At 65.6% G+C, this 20,603-nt stretch carries 20 protein-coding genes and 1 pseudogene; 4 read left to right on the top strand and 17 right to left on the bottom strand.

Annotation, left to right across the window (positions count from 1 at the left end; all coding sequences use genetic code 11):
* Positions 1-29: 29 nt before the first annotated feature.
* A complete protein-coding gene (locus V9E98_08185) occupies positions 30-884 on the bottom strand; it encodes a hypothetical protein (protein ID MEI2716961.1) in 855 nt (284 codons plus the stop codon).
* 154 nt (positions 885-1,038) lie between these two features.
* Positions 1,039-2,946, bottom strand: coding sequence for a DUF222 domain-containing protein (locus V9E98_08180; GenBank protein ID MEI2716960.1), 1,908 nt, complete (start codon positions 2,944-2,946; stop codon positions 1,039-1,041).
* Between the two features lie 144 nt (positions 2,947-3,090).
* Here V9E98_08180 and V9E98_08175 point away from each other — a divergent pair, with 144 nt between their 5' ends.
* Together V9E98_08175 and V9E98_08170 are read left to right on the top strand one after the other, a co-directional pair.
* Positions 3,091-4,764 carry an alpha/beta hydrolase gene (locus V9E98_08175; GenBank protein MEI2716959.1) on the top strand — a complete coding sequence of 558 codons (1,674 nt, stop codon included), beginning with the start codon at positions 3,091-3,093 and terminating at the stop codon, positions 4,762-4,764.
* A 94-nt stretch (positions 4,765-4,858) separates the two neighbouring features.
* On the top strand, positions 4,859-5,662 hold the full coding sequence (locus V9E98_08170) for a universal stress protein (GenBank protein MEI2716958.1): 804 nt from the start codon (positions 4,859-4,861) through the stop codon (positions 5,660-5,662).
* Positions 5,663-5,838: 176 nt separating this feature from the next.
* Here the strand turns inward: V9E98_08170 and V9E98_08165 are convergent, their stop codons facing one another.
* From V9E98_08165 to V9E98_08120, 10 genes and pseudogenes are all read right to left on the bottom strand, one after another.
* Complete coding sequence (locus V9E98_08165) at positions 5,839-7,239, bottom strand: peptidoglycan-binding domain-containing protein (GenBank protein MEI2716957.1); 1,401 nt, start codon at positions 7,237-7,239, stop codon at positions 5,839-5,841.
* 10 nt (positions 7,240-7,249) lie between these two features.
* Positions 7,250-7,888 (bottom strand): RdgB/HAM1 family non-canonical purine NTP pyrophosphatase, encoded by a 639-nt coding sequence (gene rdgB / locus V9E98_08160; GenBank protein MEI2716956.1) that lies wholly within the window; start codon positions 7,886-7,888, stop codon positions 7,250-7,252.
* Positions 7,881-8,609: a ribonuclease PH gene (gene rph, locus V9E98_08155; protein MEI2716955.1), complete on the bottom strand. Its 729-nt coding sequence runs from the start codon at positions 8,607-8,609 to the stop codon at positions 7,881-7,883. The genes rdgB and rph overlap by 8 nt, the downstream gene beginning before the upstream one ends.
* A 30-nt stretch (positions 8,610-8,639) precedes the next feature.
* Positions 8,640-9,380 (bottom strand): MBL fold metallo-hydrolase, encoded by a 741-nt coding sequence (locus V9E98_08150; protein ID MEI2716954.1) that lies wholly within the window; start codon positions 9,378-9,380, stop codon positions 8,640-8,642.
* A gap of 4 nt (positions 9,381-9,384) precedes the next feature.
* Complete coding sequence (murI, locus tag V9E98_08145) at positions 9,385-10,209, bottom strand: glutamate racemase (GenBank protein ID MEI2716953.1); 825 nt, start codon at positions 10,207-10,209, stop codon at positions 9,385-9,387.
* 2 nt (positions 10,210-10,211) lie between these two features.
* On the bottom strand, positions 10,212-11,159 hold the full coding sequence (locus V9E98_08140; protein ID MEI2716952.1) for a cysteine synthase: 948 nt from the start codon (positions 11,157-11,159) through the stop codon (positions 10,212-10,214).
* A gap of 241 nt (positions 11,160-11,400) precedes the next feature.
* Positions 11,401-11,664 (bottom strand): annotated as a pseudogene (locus tag V9E98_08135) (M67 family metallopeptidase).
* Positions 11,664-12,080 carry a DUF2017 domain-containing protein gene (locus V9E98_08130; GenBank protein ID MEI2716951.1) on the bottom strand — a complete coding sequence of 139 codons (417 nt, stop codon included), beginning with the start codon at positions 12,078-12,080 and terminating at the stop codon, positions 11,664-11,666. Before V9E98_08130 ends, V9E98_08135 begins: the two are co-directional and overlap by 1 nt.
* A 238-nt stretch (positions 12,081-12,318) precedes the next feature.
* Positions 12,319-12,603, bottom strand: a complete 285-nt coding sequence (clpS, locus tag V9E98_08125; GenBank protein ID MEI2716950.1) for an ATP-dependent Clp protease adapter ClpS — start codon at positions 12,601-12,603, stop codon at positions 12,319-12,321.
* A 75-nt stretch (positions 12,604-12,678) separates the two neighbouring features.
* On the bottom strand, positions 12,679-13,947 hold the full coding sequence (locus V9E98_08120; GenBank protein MEI2716949.1) for a glycosyl hydrolase family 18 protein: 1,269 nt from the start codon (positions 13,945-13,947) through the stop codon (positions 12,679-12,681).
* Positions 13,948-14,317: 370 nt separating this feature from the next.
* Between V9E98_08120 and dacB the strand changes: the two genes are divergently transcribed.
* Entirely contained in the window at positions 14,318-15,661 is a 1,344-nt protein-coding gene (dacB, locus tag V9E98_08115; protein ID MEI2716948.1) for a D-alanyl-D-alanine carboxypeptidase/D-alanyl-D-alanine-endopeptidase, read from the top strand.
* 64 nt (positions 15,662-15,725) lie between these two features.
* Here dacB and V9E98_08110 read toward each other — a convergent pair whose 3' ends face one another.
* From V9E98_08110 to V9E98_08100, 3 genes are all read right to left on the bottom strand, one after another.
* A complete protein-coding gene (locus V9E98_08110; protein MEI2716947.1) occupies positions 15,726-16,370 on the bottom strand; it encodes a helix-turn-helix domain-containing protein in 645 nt (214 codons plus the stop codon).
* Between the two features lie 208 nt (positions 16,371-16,578).
* Positions 16,579-16,851 carry a DUF3039 domain-containing protein gene (locus V9E98_08105; protein MEI2716946.1) on the bottom strand — a complete coding sequence of 91 codons (273 nt, stop codon included), beginning with the start codon at positions 16,849-16,851 and terminating at the stop codon, positions 16,579-16,581.
* A gap of 33 nt (positions 16,852-16,884) precedes the next feature.
* Positions 16,885-17,394 carry a YqgE/AlgH family protein gene (locus tag V9E98_08100; GenBank protein ID MEI2716945.1) on the bottom strand — a complete coding sequence of 170 codons (510 nt, stop codon included), beginning with the start codon at positions 17,392-17,394 and terminating at the stop codon, positions 16,885-16,887.
* Positions 17,395-17,626: 232 nt separating this feature from the next.
* Between V9E98_08100 and trxA the strand changes: the two genes are divergently transcribed.
* A complete protein-coding gene (gene trxA, locus V9E98_08095) occupies positions 17,627-17,998 on the top strand; it encodes a thioredoxin (protein MEI2716944.1) in 372 nt (123 codons plus the stop codon).
* 95 nt (positions 17,999-18,093) lie between these two features.
* Here the strand turns inward: trxA and V9E98_08090 are convergent, their stop codons facing one another.
* Together V9E98_08090 and V9E98_08085 are read right to left on the bottom strand one after the other, a co-directional pair.
* On the bottom strand, positions 18,094-18,465 hold the full coding sequence (locus V9E98_08090; GenBank protein MEI2716943.1) for a WhiB family transcriptional regulator: 372 nt from the start codon (positions 18,463-18,465) through the stop codon (positions 18,094-18,096).
* A 249-nt stretch (positions 18,466-18,714) separates the two neighbouring features.
* Positions 18,715-20,463: a hypothetical protein gene (locus tag V9E98_08085; protein MEI2716942.1), complete on the bottom strand. Its 1,749-nt coding sequence runs from the start codon at positions 20,461-20,463 to the stop codon at positions 18,715-18,717.
* Between the last annotated feature and the right edge of the window lie 140 nt (positions 20,464-20,603).

Raw genomic sequence — 20,603 nt, 5'->3', positions numbered from 1 at the left:
TACCCGGGTTCAGCCCGATGATGCTCTGGTCAGGAGTCCATGTCTCCTTGCTCGTCTCCCCGCTCAGGCGATCCGGACTCGAACGCAGAACCTGGCTGAGCTGCCTCTGGCGGCGAGGCAGCCGCCTGCGTTGGGTTGCGATCGTCTCCTCCACTGGGAATGGCTCTGTGACTGTGACTGCTTGCCCGAGCGCGCTTGAAGACTGCGGCGTAGCCCAGTCCGATGGCCACGAACGCCGGTACCAGCGCGGGCAGGATCGCCCGCGTGGGCATCAGATGGGCTCCGACGAACAGAGCCCCCAGGATGAAGCCCGAGATCAGAGTCGCGGCGTTGACCGTCTTCGGCGGCAGTCCCCGCCAGAATCCGCCCCTCTTGCGCGGGCCGAGGAGCCCCGAGACGGTGGTCAGGAACTGGCCTGTGTTCGCAGTGATCCACATTCCCACCACAGGCAACAGGAGAAGCGCAGACGCCAGACACGCCAGTCCAGCGCTGATGACCGGGATGAGGGCCGTGTTGAGTTCCAGCAGGTCCAGCCCGAACGACGCGACCAGCAGCGCGGTGGCCAAGGTCATCGGCGCCACCACTCGCAGTCCCTGATCCGGATCGAATCGGGTTCCCAGCCACGCGCCGAGCACGGCCCCTACGCCTGCCCCCGCCAGGGACAGCGCCGGAAGCTGCGCGGTTGCGGGATCCGAGAACAACGTCGTCGTGATGATCACCAGGTTGCCGGCCTGGTTCGACGTGAAGACACCAAATCGTTCGAACGTCGACGCATCGATCACACCGACCGACCACGCCAGCAAGAACACGGCGAGGCGGGGATGACGGAAGAAGATCCCCCGCCATGGAGTCTCAGCCGCGCCAGGCTCCGAGTTCGTGGTCACAGCCACAGGCTATTCAGCCAAGCTCGCCCGCAGGCAGCGAACGACACTCGCGGGAACTCCAACCACGCACGAGGGCCAGCTGCGGACCGTGCGGAACAGCGAGACTCGGGATCAGGTGAGCGGAGACTCGGGATCAGATGAGCGGAGACTCGGGTCAGACGAACGGTGGCTCGGGTTCATCTGTGTGGGAGATACCGCTGGGCGTGGTCCAGGTCCAGCCGATGGCCTCGTCCGGCGAGTCCGCGGGCCCGGGATCCGGGCCACTACCGGAATGGGCCCGCTGTCGCCAGCGCGTGTGGGTCTTCAAGCGATGATGCCGGCGACACAAGGGCCCGAGGTTCGACGGGATTGTCGGGCCGTCAGGGAAGGGCACCACATGGTCCAAGTCGGTGATCGTGCTGCGGCAGCCGGGCATGCGACACTCCGGCTCCCGCGCCCGGACCAACCGGGCGACAGCGGCGGTTGGACGATAGGTGCCCGGGCTAGTGGCGATCACCTGGGTTCCCGTCGCGGTCGCACGGGTGATCCAGGCCCGCCACCGCGCATCAGCAGCCAACTGACGGGCGATCTCGGCGGGGACCGGCCCACTGCCAACGACCTCGCCCGGTTGGTCGGCCAACCGCAGCAGCGTCGCGATGTCGATGATCACCGCAACCTCCGAACCTGCCAGGGTGGCGTTGGATGCGGGGGCAACGGCATCGGTGGCAGCAGTGGTATCCCCGGTGGCAGCAGTGGTATCCCCGGTGGCAGCAGTGGTCTCCCCGGTGGCAGCAGTGGTATCCCCGGTGGCAGCAGTGGTATCCCCGGTGGCAGCAGTGGTATCCCCGGTGGCCGCAGCATTCGTGGGACCCGCAGTACCACCGGGAGCCCTGACATCCGCAAGAGCCGCAGTATCCCGCGCCCCGGTACCAGTTCCGCGGTCGAGGCCTGGCGACCCGGGAGAAGCCAGCAACAGATCGGTGAACACGTCTGCACGGCGCTGGTCCAGGGTTCTCGCGCCCTCCTCACCGTCATAGGAGGAATCGGACCCCTCTCCATCGCAGGAGGTCCCCTCCCCATCGCAGGACGTCCCCTCCCCATGGCAGGAGGTATCGAGTCCGTGGGCGATCGCAGTGAGTCGACGGAAGATTCGCGCGGCGACATCGTCGGCCAAGTCAGCACTCAGTGTGGCTGCACCCTGACCATGGAGCCGCAGCCGAACTCCCCGGTCACGGTGGCATTCCTTGCGCCGGGTGGCCAGGTCGAGGTCGAGGCCGGCGGCGATGCGTTTGGCCTGTGCCCGCAGATCGGTCACCGTCCACTCACGAAACCCCGTCGCGCGACGACTCCGAAGACGAGCCAACAGTGTGTTGACCACAGTGGCCCGGTCGTCATCGGACAGGTGACGTAGATCGGTGGCAAGCATGTGGGCATGCCACCCGATCATCAGCCCCGTGGTAACGGCCGCCTGTAACTGGGGCAGGGCGGCGACACGCCGCATTCCGCCGAGGCGGTAGCGGGCACTTCCGGGTGACACGCGCAAAGCGGGGCCAAGCTCCTCGATGCTCGCATCGACGACGGTGCCGAGATGGGGTCGATCGGGCGCCACGAACTCCTCGACTGCCTTGTCTCCGGCCGCAGCCAGTACGGCTTCGTCCGCTTGAGCTGAGACCCAGGAGGCCACCGCGGCCCACGCCGCGACAATCACGACTTGGCACGCGCAGGGGCTCCCGGGAGTACCCAGGCGCTCGATCGCACTCGCCGCGGGATGAGTCACCGGGCACTCGCCCCGCTGGTGACCGCCCGCTCGATCTGCAGCTGCCAGGTAAGTCAGGTGCCGCTGCAGATCAGGACCCACCCGCATCAACATGAGAGCCCGCACCTCGGGCCGGAGATCCGCGCCCCACCATCCGTCCTGTGTCCACGCCGGACGAGCGGCCCGCCAAACCGACTGCGCGAATGCGCGTTCCGCCGCCCCCTTTGGCATCGCCATGCCCGGGAGGGCGCACAAGGCCGTGGCCGACGCGGGAGTGACTGATTCTCCACCGAGGTAGGGATCAAGTTCGAAGTACGGAACGACCATGACTCATGTGATCACAGGGGTCCGACACTCATGATGGAGACCGCACGACCAGCGGGACCACTACAGGCACGGACTCCATCTCAGGCATAGGCTGGTTCCGGGACATCGGTTTGTGCGTCGGCAACACCTGCGCTGGGAGGAGCCATGGCCCGAATCACTTCCCTGAGTTTGGTGACCGCCGCCGCAGCCTTTTGCTTGCTTGTCGCCGCAACGGTCACGTCATCGGCCGGCGCGGACCCCGCCTCCGCTTCCGCCAGCGCGCCGGGCATGACCACCCACCCGGCCGGCACCTCCGTGCCGAGCATCACCATCTACCCGACCGGAGCCCCCGCGCCCTACCCGACCGGAGCCCCCGCGCCGGGCGCCACCAGCTCCGTGCCGACCGTCACCAGCGCGAGCGGAGAGTCCGCCGGAACTCTGCGATGGCGCCGGTGCCGTGGTGCCGAGCTGCGCAACTTCCAGTGCGCCACGTTGACTGCGGCGCTCGATTGGGACCGGCCCGAGCAAGGCACGACCCCCATTGCGATGCTCCGGGCTCGCAGCACAGGCTCACCCCGCGGGCGCATCGGGTCACTCTTCTTCAACCCTGGTGGGCCCGGCGGTTCGGGTCTGCTCACCGCACCGATGATCTACGAGATGTTGCCGCGAACTGTCACTGACAGGTTCGACTTCGTCACCTGGGACCCGCGCGGAGTCGGACGCTCCGCAGGGATCGACGACTGCGAACCAGGAGAGATCGGCCTTCCTGCCACCGGACCTGTGTCCTGGCTGACGATCACTGCCGACTACCGCGCCGCCACAGCCGAGGCGAACGCCCGATGTCAGCGCAACCACCCACGAATCATCGACCACATGGGCACGAACATGGTTGTGCGGGACCTCGATGCGATGCGCGCAGCAGTCGGTGATCGAAGCCTGACCTACTGGGGGATGAGTTACGGCACGCGGATCGGATACACCTACGCACTGACGTTTCCCGACCGGGTCCGAGCTCTGGTGCTGGACGGAAGCATCGACCCCAACGGATCCATCACCGATCTCAGCCTGGGTTACGGCACTGCGGCCGACTCCGCACTCGACATGATGTTCCAGGTCTTCGCCGGCACCTCTGAGCAATACCGGCGCGCGCACCGAACACTGTCCGAGCAACCGCTGCGACTGCCTTCCGGACGCTCGTTCACTCGCTGGAACCTGCGAAACCTGTTGGAGGAATCGGCGGGCTTCGAACGGGTTGGTTCAGCGAGCTGGGTCTCCGCTGCGCGGTGGCTCGACCGCATCACGATCGCCTTGGGGGGCGCAGGCCCCGAGGCCAGCAACGCCCGGAAGGCCTTGGACCGGTTGCGACCCGGAACTACGACCGAAGGTCTGGGCGGTGCCACCGCAGTGATCGACTGCATCGACTATGCGGACCGACCCACGGCGGCTGAGCAAGATGCGATTGCCCGGACAACCAGGATCCAGGCGCCGATCTCCGGGTGGAAGAACGGGCTCATGATGGCCACCCAGTGTGAGGGCTTGACTGTTCCTATCGACCCAGTTCCCATCGATTTCGGTACCGACCAGTCGGCGCGACTGCTCCTTCTCGGTTCGACACGGGATGCACGGACCCCCTACGCGTGGACCGCCGCGATGGCCCGAGCATTCCCACGGAGCAGGGTTGTGACCTACGTGGGCGGGCAGCACGGTGACTACCTCTTGTCCCAGTCTCGTTGTGTGGACCGGCGGGTGAATCGCTATCTCGTCACCCGGTCACTGCCGGCACACGACATGTCGTGTCCCAATGCAGCGCACAGGTGGCCACAACGACGAATGAGATAATCGGACGTCGCCGTCGGGGCACTCACCCGATCACCGGTCGCCTCTGACACGAACGTAACGGTCAGATGTCACAGACCGACGGCAGGAGGAAGTCATGAGTCAGGAACAACCACAGCTCGTTTTCGGAGACGATGGATCCGCATCCGCGGACGTGGCCTGGTTGTGGGTGAACAACCATCAATGGCCCCAATGGCGCATCACTGTTGCCACGGCTCAGCGCGAGCTGGACTCCCCGGAAACCACCCTGCAGCCATGGAGTCCAGCCGCTCCTCGCGTTCTCTTCGAACCGGCCGAAGGCACGACACTGGAGCATCTGCGGGCCAACACCGATCCACGCATCATGCTCGACTCGTGCAGCGATGCCGGCTTGATCGTGGTCGGACCCCGGGGCTCGGGAACTTTGAAGGCATTGCACATCGGCAGCACCACTGAGTGGCTGCTGTCATCTCACCGGCCGATAGCACCGATTGTGATCATTCGCTCCGCACGTCCCACTCGCAAGGTGCTGCTCTGCGTGGACGGCTCACCTGACGCGCAACGTGCAGCCGACGTGTTGGCGGGACTGCCATGGATCGGGACCTGCAGCGTGACGATCCTCGGTGTCTCCGACGGGATCTCTCACCCCGAGGAGGGGTGTTCCATGGCTCAGGCGGCTTTCGCCGATACGGGAGCAACCGTTTCACTTCAGGAAGCAGCGGCGCTGCGGGGCACTCTGACCATGAACGTGAAGTCCGTACTGCTGGACATCATCGCGGACGAAGGCCCTGATCTGGTCGCCCTCGGAACACGGGGGCAAGGAGGCATCCAACGACTGCTGCTGGGGTCGACAGCCAGCGCCGTCGCGCACTACTCCCGTTGCTCCACGCTGATCGCCCGGGATCCCTCCGCACCCCGTTGAGATGCTCACGTGCTCACGGATGAGCAGCGCCGGGACAACAATCGCATCAGCGCGCGACGAGCGCCCGGGTGATCTGCGCGCTGCGTCAGGTGTCAGGTGTCAGGTGTCAGGTGTCAGGTGTCAGGTGTCGGGTGTCGGGTGTCAGGTGTCAGGTGTCGGGTGTCGGGTGTCGGGTGTCAGGGGGTGGACGACGGGTCAATGGGCGTGACCGAGTCGGGGACAACCGACACTTGCTGGGGCTCTGACACGACCCGCTTGGCGTAACTGGTCTGCTCGGCGACCACGCGGTACGACCACTCCCCCACCGGAACGGCAGTTGTGAACAGCACCGCGCCACCTGGCTCGCTGAGGGCAGTGGAGACGATCTCCCACTCCCCCGATTGACCTGGCTGGTCAACCTGGCCTGACTGGGCCAACCGTTCGAGCCTGACGGAGCGCGGTCGTTCGGGCCACCGACCACCGACACTGGCCGCGATCGCCAACTCCTGATCCGGGGCAACAGTGGTGGGCAGTGGGTCCACCACGATGTCGCTCGGCGTGCGGACCCCGACGGCTCGTTTCGACTTGTTCTGGGTGGCCGGATCCCACACCCCAGTGCCCGGCAGGCCCACCGCCCACTGGTAGCGCTGCACCGCCTGGAACGTCAGCGACCCGAACTCGCCATTGACGAGTCCGGTGTACTGCCCCTCTTCGGTCAGGAACTGCTGGACCCATCGCACCGGCTTGCCCGACTGCCAGTACATGACGGACGGACCGAACCGCCAGCGATCCGGAATCGGCCGCGGCGAGCCGCACGGATGATGCCGGGGGTTGCCCTGCAGCCGCTCGGGAGCTACCGGGGCGAAGTGTCCTCGCCACTTCGGGCAGGGACCGAAGTCGGTCGGTGGCGTCCGGCCGGTCCAATACGCGGTACGCCGCAGCGCCCCGTTCCAGGTGAATGAGAAGTGCACATGATCCCGATGGTTGTCCGTGACACTGCCGCGGTTGGACATGCGCCGCCAACTCTGGTTGTAGACACCCCAGACGTGTCGGTCGTAGATGATGTACATCAGGCCGAACCGCTTGGCGTGATAGCCGCCGTTCTTGGTCAGCCACCGCAGCAGATGCCGCGCCTGGGCGTCCTCTCGGGGACGGTTGGTGTGAGCCTCGAAGTCCAGCGCCCGCCCCTCCTCATGCTCGCTGATCCCGTCGACGTTGCAGCCGCGCGTGATGTTGTAGACGTGCAGCGACTCCTCAGGCCGCGGATAAGTCGCCAACAGCAGCTCCCGAAATGCCGCGACTCCCGGCAGTTCCCCGGCGTAACAGCCCTGCTGGGGCACGTACGGTTCGTTGCTCTGGCGGCCCCCGGGTCGCAGCCCTCCGGTGAGCGGTCCCCGCAGAAGATCACGACGGGCCTGCTGCCGTGCCGACGGCGGTGCGGATTCCGACTGGAACGACCACAGGCGAGATGTACCACCGTGACCCGGCGGGCGTGGCTCCGACGCTGCCTGGGCCGCCGGAGCGAACAGTGTCACCGCCACCAGGCAGGCGGAACCCATGACGGGAAAGACCGCAGTTCGACCCAGCCGTTGGCCCATGGTCGCGACGCTACCAACCACGGCCCCCAGGTCGGCCGAACCAGGGACGGATGACCGAAATGAGGTCGCGCAGGGCGCGTCCCCGATGACTGATCGCGTCCTTCTCGGCCGGTTCCATCTCTGCGGTCGTCAGCGCGTGGCCATCGGGCAGGAACACCGGGTCGTATCCGAAGCCACCGATTCCGCGGCGCTGGCGCAGCAGCACTCCCCGGACTTCCGCCTCGCGCACCTCGAGGCGGGGTTCGGTTCCAGGGCGGAACGCGGCGGCCGCACAGCGGAAGGCAGCGGTGCGGAGGTCATCGGGGACGTCGCTCATCTGATCCAGAACCAGGTCCACGTTGGCATCATCATCTCGATCGCGGCCGCTCCACCTGGCTGAGAGGATTCCGGGCATTCCGTTCAGCGCATCGACAGTAAGGCCCGAGTCGTCGGCGATGGCGATCAGTCCTGTATGTCGTCCGACAGTCTCTGCCTTGAGGGCGGCGTTGTCGGCGAACGTCTGGCCAGTTTCCCGGATGTCGGGCAGGTCCGCGAAAGCCTCTGATCCCACAACCTCCACGTCGAGATCAGCGGACGCCAGGATCCGCTGCAGTTCGGCGATCTTGCCCGGATTGCGGGAGGCCAGGACGATGCGTGGACGTTCAGACATCGGCCAGTGCCTGGGCCTGTCGCTTCGTGAGTTGAGCGCATCCGATGGTGGCGAGGTTCAGCAGTTCGTCCAGCAGCGCACGGTCGAACGGCTCCTTCTCCGCCGTTCCCTGCACCTCCACGAACTTGCCTCCGCCCGTGATCACCACGTTCATGTCCGTGTCCGCATTGACGTCATCGTCGTAGTGAAGATCCAGCCGGGGAGTACCGCCGACGATCCCGACCGAGACCGCTGCGACCGAATCGGTCAGTACCTGCGCGCCGGGGACGATGATCCCCTCGCTCTTGGCCCACGTGATGGCGTCTGCAAGGGCCACGTAGGCACCGGTGATCGCCGCGGTCCGTGTGCCGCCATCAGCCTGGAGAACGTCGCAGTCGATGTGAACGGTGTTCTCACCCAGAGCGCGGTAGTCGATGACTGCCCGCAGCGAGCGCCCGATGAGTCGGGAGATCTCGTGGGTGCGTCCACCGATCTTGCCGCGGACGGATTCGCGGGCACCTCGGGTGTTCGTCGCGCGGGGCAGCATCGCGTATTCGGCGGTCACCCAGCCTTCGCCGGAATCACGGCGCCAGCGCGGCACTCCGGGTTCGAAGCTGGCCGCGCACAGCACCCGGGTACGACCGAAGGACACCAGGGCTGACCCCTCGGCGTGGTCCAACCAGGACCTCTGGAATGTCACAGGCCGCAACTCGTCATCGGCCCTACCGTCAGATCTACTCATCCGGTCACTGTAGGCGACAGTGAGCAGGGCTCAGATCCCCACCACGAGTCCGGGGTGCGCGAGCTGGGCATCCGGGCGCACAGCGGCCGCCTCTGCGTGGATCCGCTCGGGGGGATGCCAGGGCACAAGATGGGTCACGAGCAGTCCAGCCGCTCCGGCACGGTCGGCGATCTCGGCGGCTTCGGCGCCGGTCATGTGCAGGTCGGGCGGGTTGGCCGGGCCGCTGACGAAGGACGACTCGAAGAGGGCCAAGTCGGTGTCGCGCGCCAGCGTGCGCAGCCGATCGTTGGGCCCGGTGTCGCCGGAGTACGTCAGTGAACGACCGCCCGCGTCCACGCGGATGGCGTACGCCTCGACGGGATGGGTCATGCGCTGGGTCGTGATCGTGAACGGCCCCACACTGAACTCAGGTTGGATGGCGCGCACGTCCAACTCCCCCGACATGTCGGCCCCATCCCTGAGACCGTAGGCAGCCACCAGGCGCTGATGAGTGTCGGCCGGACCCCATATCGGGATCCGCCGCGAGATGCCGTCGGGGCGGTACCTCAGTGCCACGTGATACGAGCAGACGTCGATGAAATGGTCGACGTGCAGATGGCTCAGGACCACCGCGTCTATGTCGTAGATGTCGGTGAAACGTTGCAGGTGGCCGAGCGATCCATTGCCCATGTCGAGGACGATCGTGGTGCCCTCGTGTTCCACGAGATAGCACGACGCCGGAGATTCCGGACCGGGGAAAGACCCGGCGGATCCAACGACAGTAAGGTGCACAAGATCACCCTAACTGCGCCGGGGAGCCTTCCATTTCCACGGGCGCATGACCTACGTCACCGATCTCCGGGCCGAGGAATCGACGGCCGAGCCGTTCGAAGGGTTCCGGGTCCCCGGTCGCCAAGAACCTGTGCACCGGAGCGGGTTCCGAATCGGCTCGCAGCAGGTCGTTGGCGGCGAGTACCCGGTAGACATCCTTCGCGGTTTCCTCGGCGCTGCTGACCAAGGTCACTGCGTCGCCCATGACGTACGACACCACACCGGTGAGCAACGGGTAGTGGGTGCATCCGAGCACCAGCGTGTCGACGTCTGCTTCCTGCAAAGGCTGCAGGTACTGCCGCGTGACATCGAGCAACTCCGAGCCGCCGGTCACACCCGCCTCGACGTACTCGACGAACAATGGGCACGCCTGGGAGTACAACTGCAGATGCGTCGCTGCCGCGAAGGCATCGTCATAGGCCTGTGATGTCACCGTTGCTGTTGTGCCGATGACGCCCACCCGCTGATTGCGGGTGGCGCTGACCGCCCGACGTACGGCGGGTTGGATCACTTCGACGACCGGCACCCGGTACCGCTCCCGGGCGTCGCGCAGCACCGCCGCGGACGCGGAGTTACAGGCGATGACCAGAATCTTGACGCCCTCGTCCACCAGATGGTCCATGACCTCGAGCGCGTACTCACGCACCTGGGCGAGCGGCCGGGGGCCATAGGGACCCCGAGCGGTGTCACCCACATACACGATGGGCTCGTGTGGCAACTGGTCCAGCACCGACCGAGCCACGGTGAGACCGCCCACGCCGGAGTCGAAGATGCCGATCGGTGCGTCCATTCTCACGCCCAGATCTGATCGTCGAGGGCCCGCTGGGCATCGTCGAGGGGACCGACATAGGCCCCGGTCGACAGGTACTTCCAGCCGCCATCACACACGATGAACGCGATGTCGGCTTGGACCCCGTCGCGGACCGCACGCGCTCCCACAGCCAGTGCGGCGTGCAGAATCGCCCCGGTGGAGATCCCTGCCCAGATCCCCTCGCGGTCCATCAGTTCCCGCGTCCGCTGGACAGCGTCGCGCGGGCCCACGGAAACCCGCGAGGTCAGGACCTGCGGATCGTAGAGTTCCGGGACGAACCCTTCTTCGAGGTTGCGTAGCCCGTAGACCAACTCCCCGTAGCGCGGTTCCGCTGCGACGATCGCGATATCCGGTCGCTCTTCGCGCAAGTACCGGCCGACGCCCATCAACGTCCCCGAGGTACCCAGCCCGGCGACGAAGTGGGTGATCTCGGGAAGGTCGGCGAGGAGTTCGGGACCGGTCGTGCGGTAGTGCGCCGCTGCGTTTGCCTCGTTGCCGTACTGGTACAGCATGACGTGGTCAGGGCGCTGTGCGGCCAGTTCCTTCGCGACCCGGACTGCCTCGTTCGATCCTCCGACGGGGTCGGAGTAGATGATCTCGGCGCCCCACATTTTGAGTAACTCGGTTCGCTCACGTGACGTGTTGCGGGGCATGACCACGATGAGCCGGTAGCCCTTCGTGCGCGCCGCCATGGCCAAGGAGATGCCGGTATTTCCGCTGGTGGGTTCCAGGATCGTGGCACCGGGGCTCAGGACACCGCGCGCCTCGGCGTCCTCGATCATCGCCAGGGCCGGCCGATCCTTGACCGACCCCGTCGGATTGCGGTCCTCGAGCTTGGCCCACAAGCGCACATCGGCACTCGGAGACAGCCTCGGTAACCCGACCAAGGGGGTGTGCCCCACAGAGTCGAGCAGAGAGTCGTAGCGCAATGCTCAGCCCGCCAACCGCATGTACGTCTCGCTTCCTTGTCGTCGGCTCCAACAGTGGGTCGGTCCGACGGATTCCCTGGCCTTCGGTCAGATGAACTCGACAGGCTCCTCCGTGACGTTCCCGTCGATGATCCGAAACGAACGGAACTCCGCCGGACCCGGCCTCCGATCCCGTCTCACGGGTCGAGACCAGGACGTAGTGTGCATGGGGTTCCGAGGCGTAGGAGATGTCGGTGCGTGACGGAAAGGCTTCGGTGGCCGTATGCGAGTGGTAGATGACCACTGGTTCCTCACCGCGGTCGTCCATGTCCCGGTAAAGACGCAGCAAGTCCATCGAGTCGAACTCGTAGAACGTGGGTGACCGGGCGGCGTTGAGCATGGGAACGAAACGCTCGGGTCGGTCACTTCCCACCGGGCCGGCCACCACTCCGCACGCCTCGTCCGGATGGTCGGCTCGGGCGTGGGCGATGATCCGGTCGGCGATCTCCTGATCGATACGAAGCATCAGCGCCTGCCTGTGGCCATGACATCGAGCAAACTGGCCTGCAGCCAGGTAAGCCACTGGTACGCCGCGAAGGTCGCGACCCGGGGATCGTCGTCAGCCCAGTCTTCGGTCACATCCTGGTCGTCGGACACGATCCCGAGCCGTACCCCCAACACCAGTCGTAGATCGTTGAGGACCCCCAGGAATGCCTCCGCCTGGTCGGGGGAGACCGCAACATCGTGCACTTGGTCACCGCTGGGGATGGTGCTCAACAGTTCAGTGGCAGTCGTGAGCCGTCCGTGCTTTTGCTCTCGCAGGCCCCGCTCGGTGAAGCGTCGAAACTCACCGGCTGCCTCCGGGTCGTCCAGGTAGCCGTCGGGGAACAGCCTGAGCAGGGCTGGGTCGTCCGGTCGCTGTGGTTCCGAAGTGCGCAGCAAGCTCCTCTAGGGGGTGGGATCCGTCGGGCTCGACCGGTTCGACCATCGCCTCCAACTGGGTCAGCAACTCAGCCAGCACTGCTGCCTCGTTTCCCTCCAGTCTCAGTTGCAGACCGCGTCTTCCGGACACGAATCCCCGCCGGGTGCCGAACACCATGTCTTCCTTTCGCGCCTGTCTCTTTGTCGCGTGTCGTTTGTCGCGTCTCGCATCGTTCGTGCGCCGAGCTCGCTGACGCCCCTAGTCGTCTTTGACCAGGGTGGCCCACAGTCCGTACCCATGCATGGCCTCGACGTCTCGCTCCATCTCTTCGCGCGAACCATTGCTCACCGCGGCCCGGCCCTCGTTGTGGACATCGAGCATCAGCGCGGTTGCCTTGTCCCGGTCATAGCCGAAGTAGGACATGAACACGTGAGTGACGTATTCCATGAGGTTGACGGGGTCGTTCCACACGACTGTCACCCACGGTCGGTCGGGCACGACTTCGGTGTCGGCCTGCTCGACAACTTCCGGGACAGCGGTCACGGCCCAATGGTGCCATGAGCGTTCGCAACGCGACGCTGACTGGATGCCGGGGGGGTTGACTGGGCCCCCTGAGGGCTAGCGCTTGTTCTGCGCCGACACGAAGGGTTTCAGCGCCGGGAAGAATCCAGCGTCGAGGCTGGCGAGATTCCAGATCGCGATGCCACCGATCTTGGTCTGCCGCACGATCTTCATCCGGCCGACTCCGGTGCGCGTGCCGCCGTACCAGACGACCTTTTGGACCTCACACTCAGCGGTGCGCCGCTTGCCCTTGTCGTTGGTCCAATGACCGGCCTCGGTCTTCGTGTACGTGAAGGTCCATTCCTTCGACGGCTTGTCGAAGCGCCGGGTGACGCCCTTGTCCTGCGCCAACTCGATCGCTTCGTCGGGAGTCAGCGAGACCCCATCCTGCCCATCCGGCTGCCACCGGGGGTCACACTGGCCAATGGTGATGTAGTCGTCACTGTCGTCGCGGTCGTACCAGGCCTTGCCGTACTGGTGCAGTCCGATGTAGATCTTGGCGGCGTTCTCCTGGCCGACCTGGGCAACGGCGCTCCGAGCCACATCGCGAGTCCAACCGTGCGGACCGATGGGGCCAGGGCGATCCCACGAGTAGTCGTAGGTCATCAGCCGCAATCGGTCGACGTGAGGGGCCAGGGCAGCCCAGTCGTACACGGTGTAACCGCCGCCCGGGTTGGGACTGCCGTCGCTGAGGAACGGTTTGTAGCCACCGGGCACGGTGACGGAGAGTTTCAAGCCCTGCGCATGCAGGCGCTTGCCGAGGATTTTCACGGCGTTGGTCAGCCGAGGTCGCGTCGTGGCCCAGGAGCTGCTGCCGTCGTTGAACGCGAAGTTCTCCCAGTCGAGGTCGACGCCGTCGACGCCGGACTTGACCGCCCAATCCGTGAGCTTGTCCGCGATGGCGCGCCGGTTGGCCTTCTTGGCCAGGTAACCCGACAGACTGCCCGCGCGCGCGCCGTCGAGATCGGTGTGGGTGGCGTAGACCTCGATGCCTTGGGCCTGCAGACCACGAGCCGACTTGAGCAGCGCCTGAGAGGCCCACGGTGTCGCGGACGGGGACGGGCAGGAGAGTGTTGTGGTGCACACGGGGTTGTCGCTGCCGTGGTAGCTCCACCAGAAGATGTTGACCTCGCCGAGCACACCGTTGCTGCCCTGGGCGATCTCGATCATGTCCTGAGGCGAAGTCCAGTAGCCGAACCAGCCGCTGACGGCGCGGGACTTCTCTGCGGCGCCGGCGACGGACCCGGTCATGCCCGTGACCAAGGCGACAGCAGTGGCCAGGACCAGGGCGGCGACGTGGCGCCGTCGACTCTTAGTTCGCTGCATCCGTCTATCCTCACTCACCTGCGTGGCCGCGTGTCTCATCGGCTCGCAGCACATCCAAAATGTCCGTTACCAGGACAAATGGCACCATTTCCCACCATCTCGCCGCCTTCCGGCGCCTTCCGGCGCCTTCCGGCCGCCTTCTCTCCCCCAGTTCGCCGTTCACCTGCCTGTCAGACGTTCCGCACACGGTGCCGGATCCCTCCGGATACCGAGCCAAGGCCTCCGGATACCGAGCCAAGGCCTCCGGATACCGAGCCAAGGCCTCCGGATACCGAGCCAAGGCCTCCGGATACCGAGCCAATTCCTCCGATTAACGAAACGTATGCAACTCTGGCCCAGACGCCCGGCGACCCAGGGGTAGGTTCCCACCGTGATCTCACACCCGCAGAAGATGACGACCACTCGAACGCTGAAAGGGGCTGTCACGGCACTGGCCGTGGGCCTCGTCCTGACCCTGCCGACGCCCGGAGCGAACGCCACCTCGACGCGAGTCCCACCGTGGCCCACTGGGGTCACGGGCGCGATCCCGACCTCCATTCAGGCGCCGGCCACGACCACCAGCGAGGACTACCTGGCGACCATGCGCAAGCGGCTCAACCGCCGACTCGGGCTGGACGCATTGGGTTCGAATGTCTCGGTCCGCGTGGAAGACCTGGCGTCCGGAACGGTGGAGTTCGCACACCGTTCCAACGTCGGGATGATCCCCGCTTCGACACAGAAGACAGCGACCGCGTTGGCAGCGCTTTCCGCGGTCGGACCTGACCATTTGATGCCGACGGTCGTGCGCCTCAACGAGGACGAAGGCACCATCACTGTGGTCGGGGGCGGCGACGCACTGTTGAGTTCGGCGAATCTCGACGAACTCGCCCAAAGGGTCGCCGAGCGATTGTCGGGCGACCGGGACCAGAAGTACGACGTCACTTACGACGATTCGTTGTTCGCTGCCCCGCAGTCTCCTCGCGGGTGGATGCCCAGTTACTACACGGCCTACGCCTCGCGCCCCACGGCGCTCACGCGCGACCTGGCACCGGTGGCGGATCCCTCGGCCGACGCCGCCAAGTTCTTCCGCAAACGACTCAAGAGCAAAGGCGTCCCGGTCGACCCCGGCGCCTCACGTGGTTCGGCCGGACAAGGGTCCACGGAGATCGCCCGCTTCGCCGGACACACGATGGCCGAAGTTCTCTCCCCCATGCTCACCTACTCCGACAACTCGATCGCCGAGAACGTCATCCGTCATGTGGCATTGGCGCGGGGTTCCGCCACCACTGCGGGAGCGGCGGCCCAGGCCGTCCGGGACGAACTCGCGGAGCTGGACATCGCCATGCGTTCCTTCTCGCCCGCTGACGGCAGCGGGCTGTCACGAGCCGATCGAGTGACCACCAAGACGCTGGTGAGCATCACCCGCGCCGCGGTCGACCCGAGAGATCCACGGCTCGCCACGGGATTTCGCACTTCGTCATATCCGATCGCCGGCAAGACCGGCACGCTGGGAAGCCGGTTCCGAGACCGCGCAACGTCATGTGCGGCAGGTCGGATCATGGCCAAGACCGGAACCCTGAGCGACGTGGTGGCACTGTCCGGGATCACCAGTTCCACTGACGGCAAACTGAGGGCCTTCGCCATCGTGGTGAACAACAAGCCCTCATGGGCGTCGATCGATGCCACCAGGGCCGGCGTGGACCGGATCGCCACTGCCATCACAGGTTGCCGCTGACAGCCCATCGGGACTTCGAGATGCTCCTGCAGCTCGCGGACGCCCCACGGGGTCAACCCAGGGATCAGCGCAAGGCGCGGGCGATGTCGTTGGACGCTGCGACCACCTTCGGACCGACGACCGCGGTGTCGAGTTCCGTCATGGACACGACTCCGACCGAGGCCTCGAAGCCGACCACGCCGATCAAGGGGGCAGCCACCGCGTAGCCACCGTGCGCGGGATCGCCACCCGAAATCACCCAGCCGGGTTCCAGCGGGCGCCCTGAGGCACGCGTGGCGATCGCGGCACGACCAGCGACACCTCGGTCGAGTGGAGTGCGCGCGCCGACCCGGAAAGTGCCGTGCAAATCCGAACGAGCTGGCTCGACGACTGCAACGGCCAGCGCCTCGGAGCCGTCGACCAGGGTGAGGTGAGCGGTGGCGTTGACCTGCTCGGCCAGTCGCCGCAGCGATGGCACGGCGGCATCGCGGACCATCGGTTGGATCTGACGCGCGAGCGACAGCGCCGCAACGCCCAGCCGACAACGTCCGTCATGGGCGCGACGCAGGAACCCGTGCAACTCGAGCGTGACGACGAGCCGGTAGACGATCGTGCGCGACACGCCCAAGGCGTTCGCCAACTCCGTCACTGTCATGCCGGCCGGATTGTCGGATAGCACCTCGAGGACGCGCAGGCCGCGGTCCAGCGTCTGGCTGGTCTCGGCAGGCATCGATACCACCCTTCACGATCGCGGACTTCCCTGTCCCACCTTGCACAGATCGGGGGGCCTCAGGAAAGCACCTGGCACGCCGATTCGGCGATTGGTTCGGAATCGGAGGAGGAATGCGACACAACACTGATGAATCGCCCGACGAGACGGCTCAACATGACCGCATCCGGAGTCGCGCCGATGAGTCCTGACCTATGAGTCCCGCGACCTATGAGTCCGAGTCGTCACCGCCGGGAGGCAGCCCTTCGTAGATGCGCTGGCAGTCGGGGCAAACCGGGTACTTCGAGGGATCGCGTCCTGGGGTCCAGATCTTGCCGCACAGTGCCCGCACTGGCTCGCCGGTGACCGCGCTCTCGACGATCTTGTCCTTGGGCACGTAGTGGGCGAAGCGGTCATGGTCGCCGCCGTCAGTCGTGCGGGTCTCGGGCTCGGCGAGCAGCGTGTCGCCCAGGCCTGGGGTGTCGGTGGGTCCGATACTCATGGCGCCCACTGTAGTGCCCGATCGCGTCCTGACTCAGTTGGCGGACACCGACTCCGGCAGTGTCGCCCACAGCCGGATATTCCCCTTCTGCCGGCGCAGGACCCGATCCCAGACGCGGTCGGGGTCGGTGGTCAACACGTCGTAGGGATCCGCCGACACGACCAGCCAGTCGTCACGACTGATCTCCCCTGCGAGCTGACCCCCGGACCAGCCCGCGTACCCCACGAAAAGCTGAAGCGGTTGGAACTGCTCCTCGTCGGTGATCTCGTCCAAGTCGACGACACACACCTGGGGCCCCACCGCTCGACGCAGATGGCTGGGTGCGGTCTCGGTGCTCGCGAGGGCGAGCAGGGAATCGTCGGATACCGGGCCACCTTCGCGCACGGCGGCGGAGTCGATCACCCATGCGGGGAGGTCGAGGCCAGCCAAGGAGCGTTCGAAGCGGCGGTTGATGACGACGCCCGCCGACCCTTCGTCGTCATGCTGCAGCAGGTAGACAATGGTGCGGCGGAAGCGGGGGTCGCTCAGCGCGGGACTCGACACCAATAGGTCACCGGGCTGAGGCGATCTCCGGGGGGGCCGGTGGAGTTCCGGCAACCAGTCCATACCTCACGATAATGCGCCCCCACCGCAGGCTGCAGAACGCAGAGCCGTGGTGCGTCGATGCGGGGCTCGGGGAACAATGACGCAGCCCAGTGCGTTTGCCCTCATACCCCCTGGGGTACAGCACCACCAGGATGACAGACGCACGAGACAACAGACGAAGGAGTGCACTGTGAGCACCGTGGCCCTCGACGAAGCGACATTCGCCGACACCGTCCAGAACAACGACATGGTCCTGATCGACTTCTGGGCGGAATGGTGCGGTCCGTGCCGCATGTTCGGGCCGGTCTACGAGAAGGTCAGCGAGGACTTCCCCGAGATCGTTTTCGCCAAGGTCGACACCGAGGCCCAGCAAGGGCTGGGGCAAGCCTTCAACATCTCGTCCATCCCCACGCTCATGGTCATTCGCGACGGGGTGGTGCTGTTCAATCAGGCGGGAGCCCTGCCCGAGCCGGAACTACGCAAACTTGTCTCGGCGGTCCAGGACATCGACATGACCGAGGTCCACGCGAAGATCGCCGAGGAACAAGCAAAACCGTCCTAATGGGCGCTGGCGACTGTCACATGTGACTGTTGCGCTGGCTGGTGATCATCGCCGACGTGCGACTCACGCTGGAGCCCGCCTGATCCTGAGACTGATCAGGCGATCCCGAGACTGATCGCCGAAACGGCCGAGGCGATCTCGTCGGCGCACATGACCGCGCCCTCGCCCCGTGCTCGGGGGTAGTCCGCGATGGCGATGCGCGCGTAGATGCGTTCACGATCCTCTTCCGTCAGACCGCCCCACACGCCGTACGGCTCACGGGATCTGATCGAGTAGTCAGCGCATTCGACCCGCACCGGACAGCGCGCGCACACGGCCTTCGCCGCGCGGTCCCGCCGGATCCGAGCCAGCCCTCGCTCATTCGGGGGGTGGAAGAACAAGGAGTCGTCCACCTCCCGGCAAGCCCCATGGTCCTGCCACTGCCAGGTGGCGTCTTTGGGGACCTGGGCCAAGGGCTGCTGGGGCATTTGCGACCTCCCGTGCGGCTGCTGTCTGTTGGGTTGAAAACCCGTGTTGAGACTTTCACCACATTGTGTGACGTCCGCGTGACCCCTGGTGCCGTTTCACCCTAAGGGCCCAAAATTCGGTGTCCGATTCGCCCGACATAGGTGGTAAGAGGACGAAGGTCCCGGTCACATTCGCCCGGTATCTCCCACGGTCCTCGCACAGCCACCACGAGAAGTCGGCACCCACTGAAGGGGGTACCGGCGCTCGCCCTACGACAGGGAACCACCCAAACTCGACACAGAGCCGAACGCCAGGAACGCGCACACGATCACGAAAAGGATGACGAGCAAGGGCCAGACGAACCGCAGGTAGCGGTCGTAGCCGACCTTGGCCAGGGTCAAACCACCCATGACGATCGCTGAGGTTGGGGTGAACAGATTCACCCAGCCACTCGCGGACTGGTACGCCGTGACGACGATCGCGCGCGACACACCCGCGAAGTCGGCCAGAGGAGCCATGATCGGCATCGCCAGAGTCGCGTGACCCGACGACGACGGCACGAGGAAGGCCAGAGGGATGTTCACGATAAACATCACGACGCCGAACAACGGACCGGACACACTGGTGGCCACACCTTCGAGCGAGTGCAGCACGGTGTCGGTGATGCCCGCGTTGTTCATGATCACCGTCACGCCACGCGCGACAGCGATGATCAGCGCGGCGCCCATGAAGTCCCCCATGCCGGACACGATCGCATTGACCATGCCTTCTTCGCCGAGCCGTCCGATGAGCCCGATGATGATCGCCGCGACCAGGAACAACGCCGCCAGTTCGGGGAAGTACCACCCGAGCGTGAACGTGTCCCAGTTCTCGTTGAAGTCAGCCCAGGGGATGACCGAGAAGATCATCAGGGCGAACGTCAGCATGAAGATCCAGATGACCAACTTCTGCCGACCGTCCATGGGCGGGGGTTCGGCCTCGTCGGCCTGCAGCTGCTCGTCCTCGGGAACGGGAGCTGCCAGCGACTTGCTCGGGTCCTTCTTCACCTTGTTCGCGTAGCGCAGCACGTACAAAATCGTGACCACGGTCAGGACCACATACATGATCGCGCGCAGCACGATGCCGTTGCCGAGTTCGATGTCGGCGCCGGCTGAGGCCACGCCAGTGGCGAACGGGTTCACCGTCGATGCCAATGTTCCGATGCCGGCGCCCAGCATGATCACCACCGCGCCGACTATTCGGTCGTACCCGAGGGCGACGAAGATGGGCACAATCAGGGCGTAGAAGCCCAGCGTCTCCTCCGCCATTCCGTACGTCGTGCCACCGAGCGAGAACACGGCCATCAGGATGACGATGAGAACTGTCCCCTGATTCCGATATCGGTGGGTCAATCGTCCGATACCGGCGTCCAGTGCGCCTGTCGCCATGGTGACGGTGATGAAGGCACCGATGGCGAGCACGAAGAAGAACACCTGAACTGCGCCGAAGAGGCTGCCGTTCTCGTAAGGCCCGATCGGCTGCTTGGGTCCGAGGAGCGCGACGCTGTCAGGATCGACCTCGCCGTCGGCAGTGGGCGGGAGCTCGACACGCTTCTGCAGGTCAGCCTCCAACTCCTTGACCTGCTCGGGCGTCAACGAATCGGCGGTGGCGTCCTCCGGAATATCAGAGGGCAGGAATCCGCACGCCTTCAGCGAATCGAAGGCGCCGGCGACCTCGGGCGAGTCGACGACTTCCTGGTCGGGCTGGATGCCATACAAGCCATTGACGGGTGACAACCACAGGTCGTAGAGCTTGTCCTTGAACGTGGCGTCCACTTCGGTCTCGTGGTAAGACGCCGGAATGGGCTTGGGGTTGCCATCGCCGCACGCGATGTAGTCGTACGCCCCAGGCTTGATCACGAAGCTCAACGCCCACACCAGCAACAGGACGAAGAACAACACAGTGAACGCTGTGGGGAACTTGAAGCCCTTCTTCTCCTCGGCAGGCGGCGCCTCAGGAGCGGGAGTGTCCGTGGCCATGTCGACTCCGTTCGAACGCGAGAACTGACACCTACTTCGGTTCATAGCGGATTCCCACCGACGATGTGACTCGAAAGCGCCATTCGTCCGCTGACCAACCGGCGGAACCCGTGTCCTTCCCGGGCATTCACCTGCCGTTA

Source organism: Candidatus Nanopelagicales bacterium (assembly GCA_037045355.1).
Taxonomy (GTDB): domain Bacteria; phylum Actinomycetota; class Actinomycetes; order S36-B12.
Note: the sequence above shows the minus strand (reverse complement) of the source record. Positions and strands in the feature narration are given on the sequence as shown.

Excerpts from the sequence above, each read along its gene's own strand:
- V9E98_08180 (MEI2716960.1), bottom strand. The coding sequence starts at position 2,946 with ATGGTCGTTCCGTACTTCGAACTTGATCCCTACCTCGGTGGAGAATCA.
- V9E98_08175 (MEI2716959.1), top strand. The coding sequence starts at position 3,091 with ATGGCCCGAATCACTTCCCTGAGTTTGGTGACCGCCGCCGCAGCCTTT.
- V9E98_08170 (MEI2716958.1), top strand. The coding sequence starts at position 4,859 with ATGAGTCAGGAACAACCACAGCTCGTTTTCGGAGACGATGGATCCGCA.
- V9E98_08165 (MEI2716957.1), bottom strand. The coding sequence starts at position 7,239 with ATGGGCCAACGGCTGGGTCGAACTGCGGTCTTTCCCGTCATGGGTTCC.
- rdgB (MEI2716956.1), bottom strand. The coding sequence starts at position 7,888 with ATGTCTGAACGTCCACGCATCGTCCTGGCCTCCCGCAATCCGGGCAAG.
- rph (MEI2716955.1), bottom strand. The coding sequence starts at position 8,609 with ATGAGTAGATCTGACGGTAGGGCCGATGACGAGTTGCGGCCTGTGACA.
- murI (MEI2716953.1), bottom strand. The coding sequence starts at position 10,209 with ATGGACGCACCGATCGGCATCTTCGACTCCGGCGTGGGCGGTCTCACC.
- V9E98_08120 (MEI2716949.1), bottom strand. The coding sequence starts at position 13,947 with ATGCAGCGAACTAAGAGTCGACGGCGCCACGTCGCCGCCCTGGTCCTG.
- V9E98_08110 (MEI2716947.1), bottom strand. The coding sequence starts at position 16,370 with ATGCCTGCCGAGACCAGCCAGACGCTGGACCGCGGCCTGCGCGTCCTC.
- V9E98_08105 (MEI2716946.1), bottom strand. The coding sequence starts at position 16,851 with ATGAGTATCGGACCCACCGACACCCCAGGCCTGGGCGACACGCTGCTC.
- V9E98_08090 (MEI2716943.1), bottom strand. The coding sequence starts at position 18,465 with ATGCCCCAGCAGCCCTTGGCCCAGGTCCCCAAAGACGCCACCTGGCAG.
- V9E98_08085 (MEI2716942.1), bottom strand. The coding sequence starts at position 20,463 with ATGGCCACGGACACTCCCGCTCCTGAGGCGCCGCCTGCCGAGGAGAAG.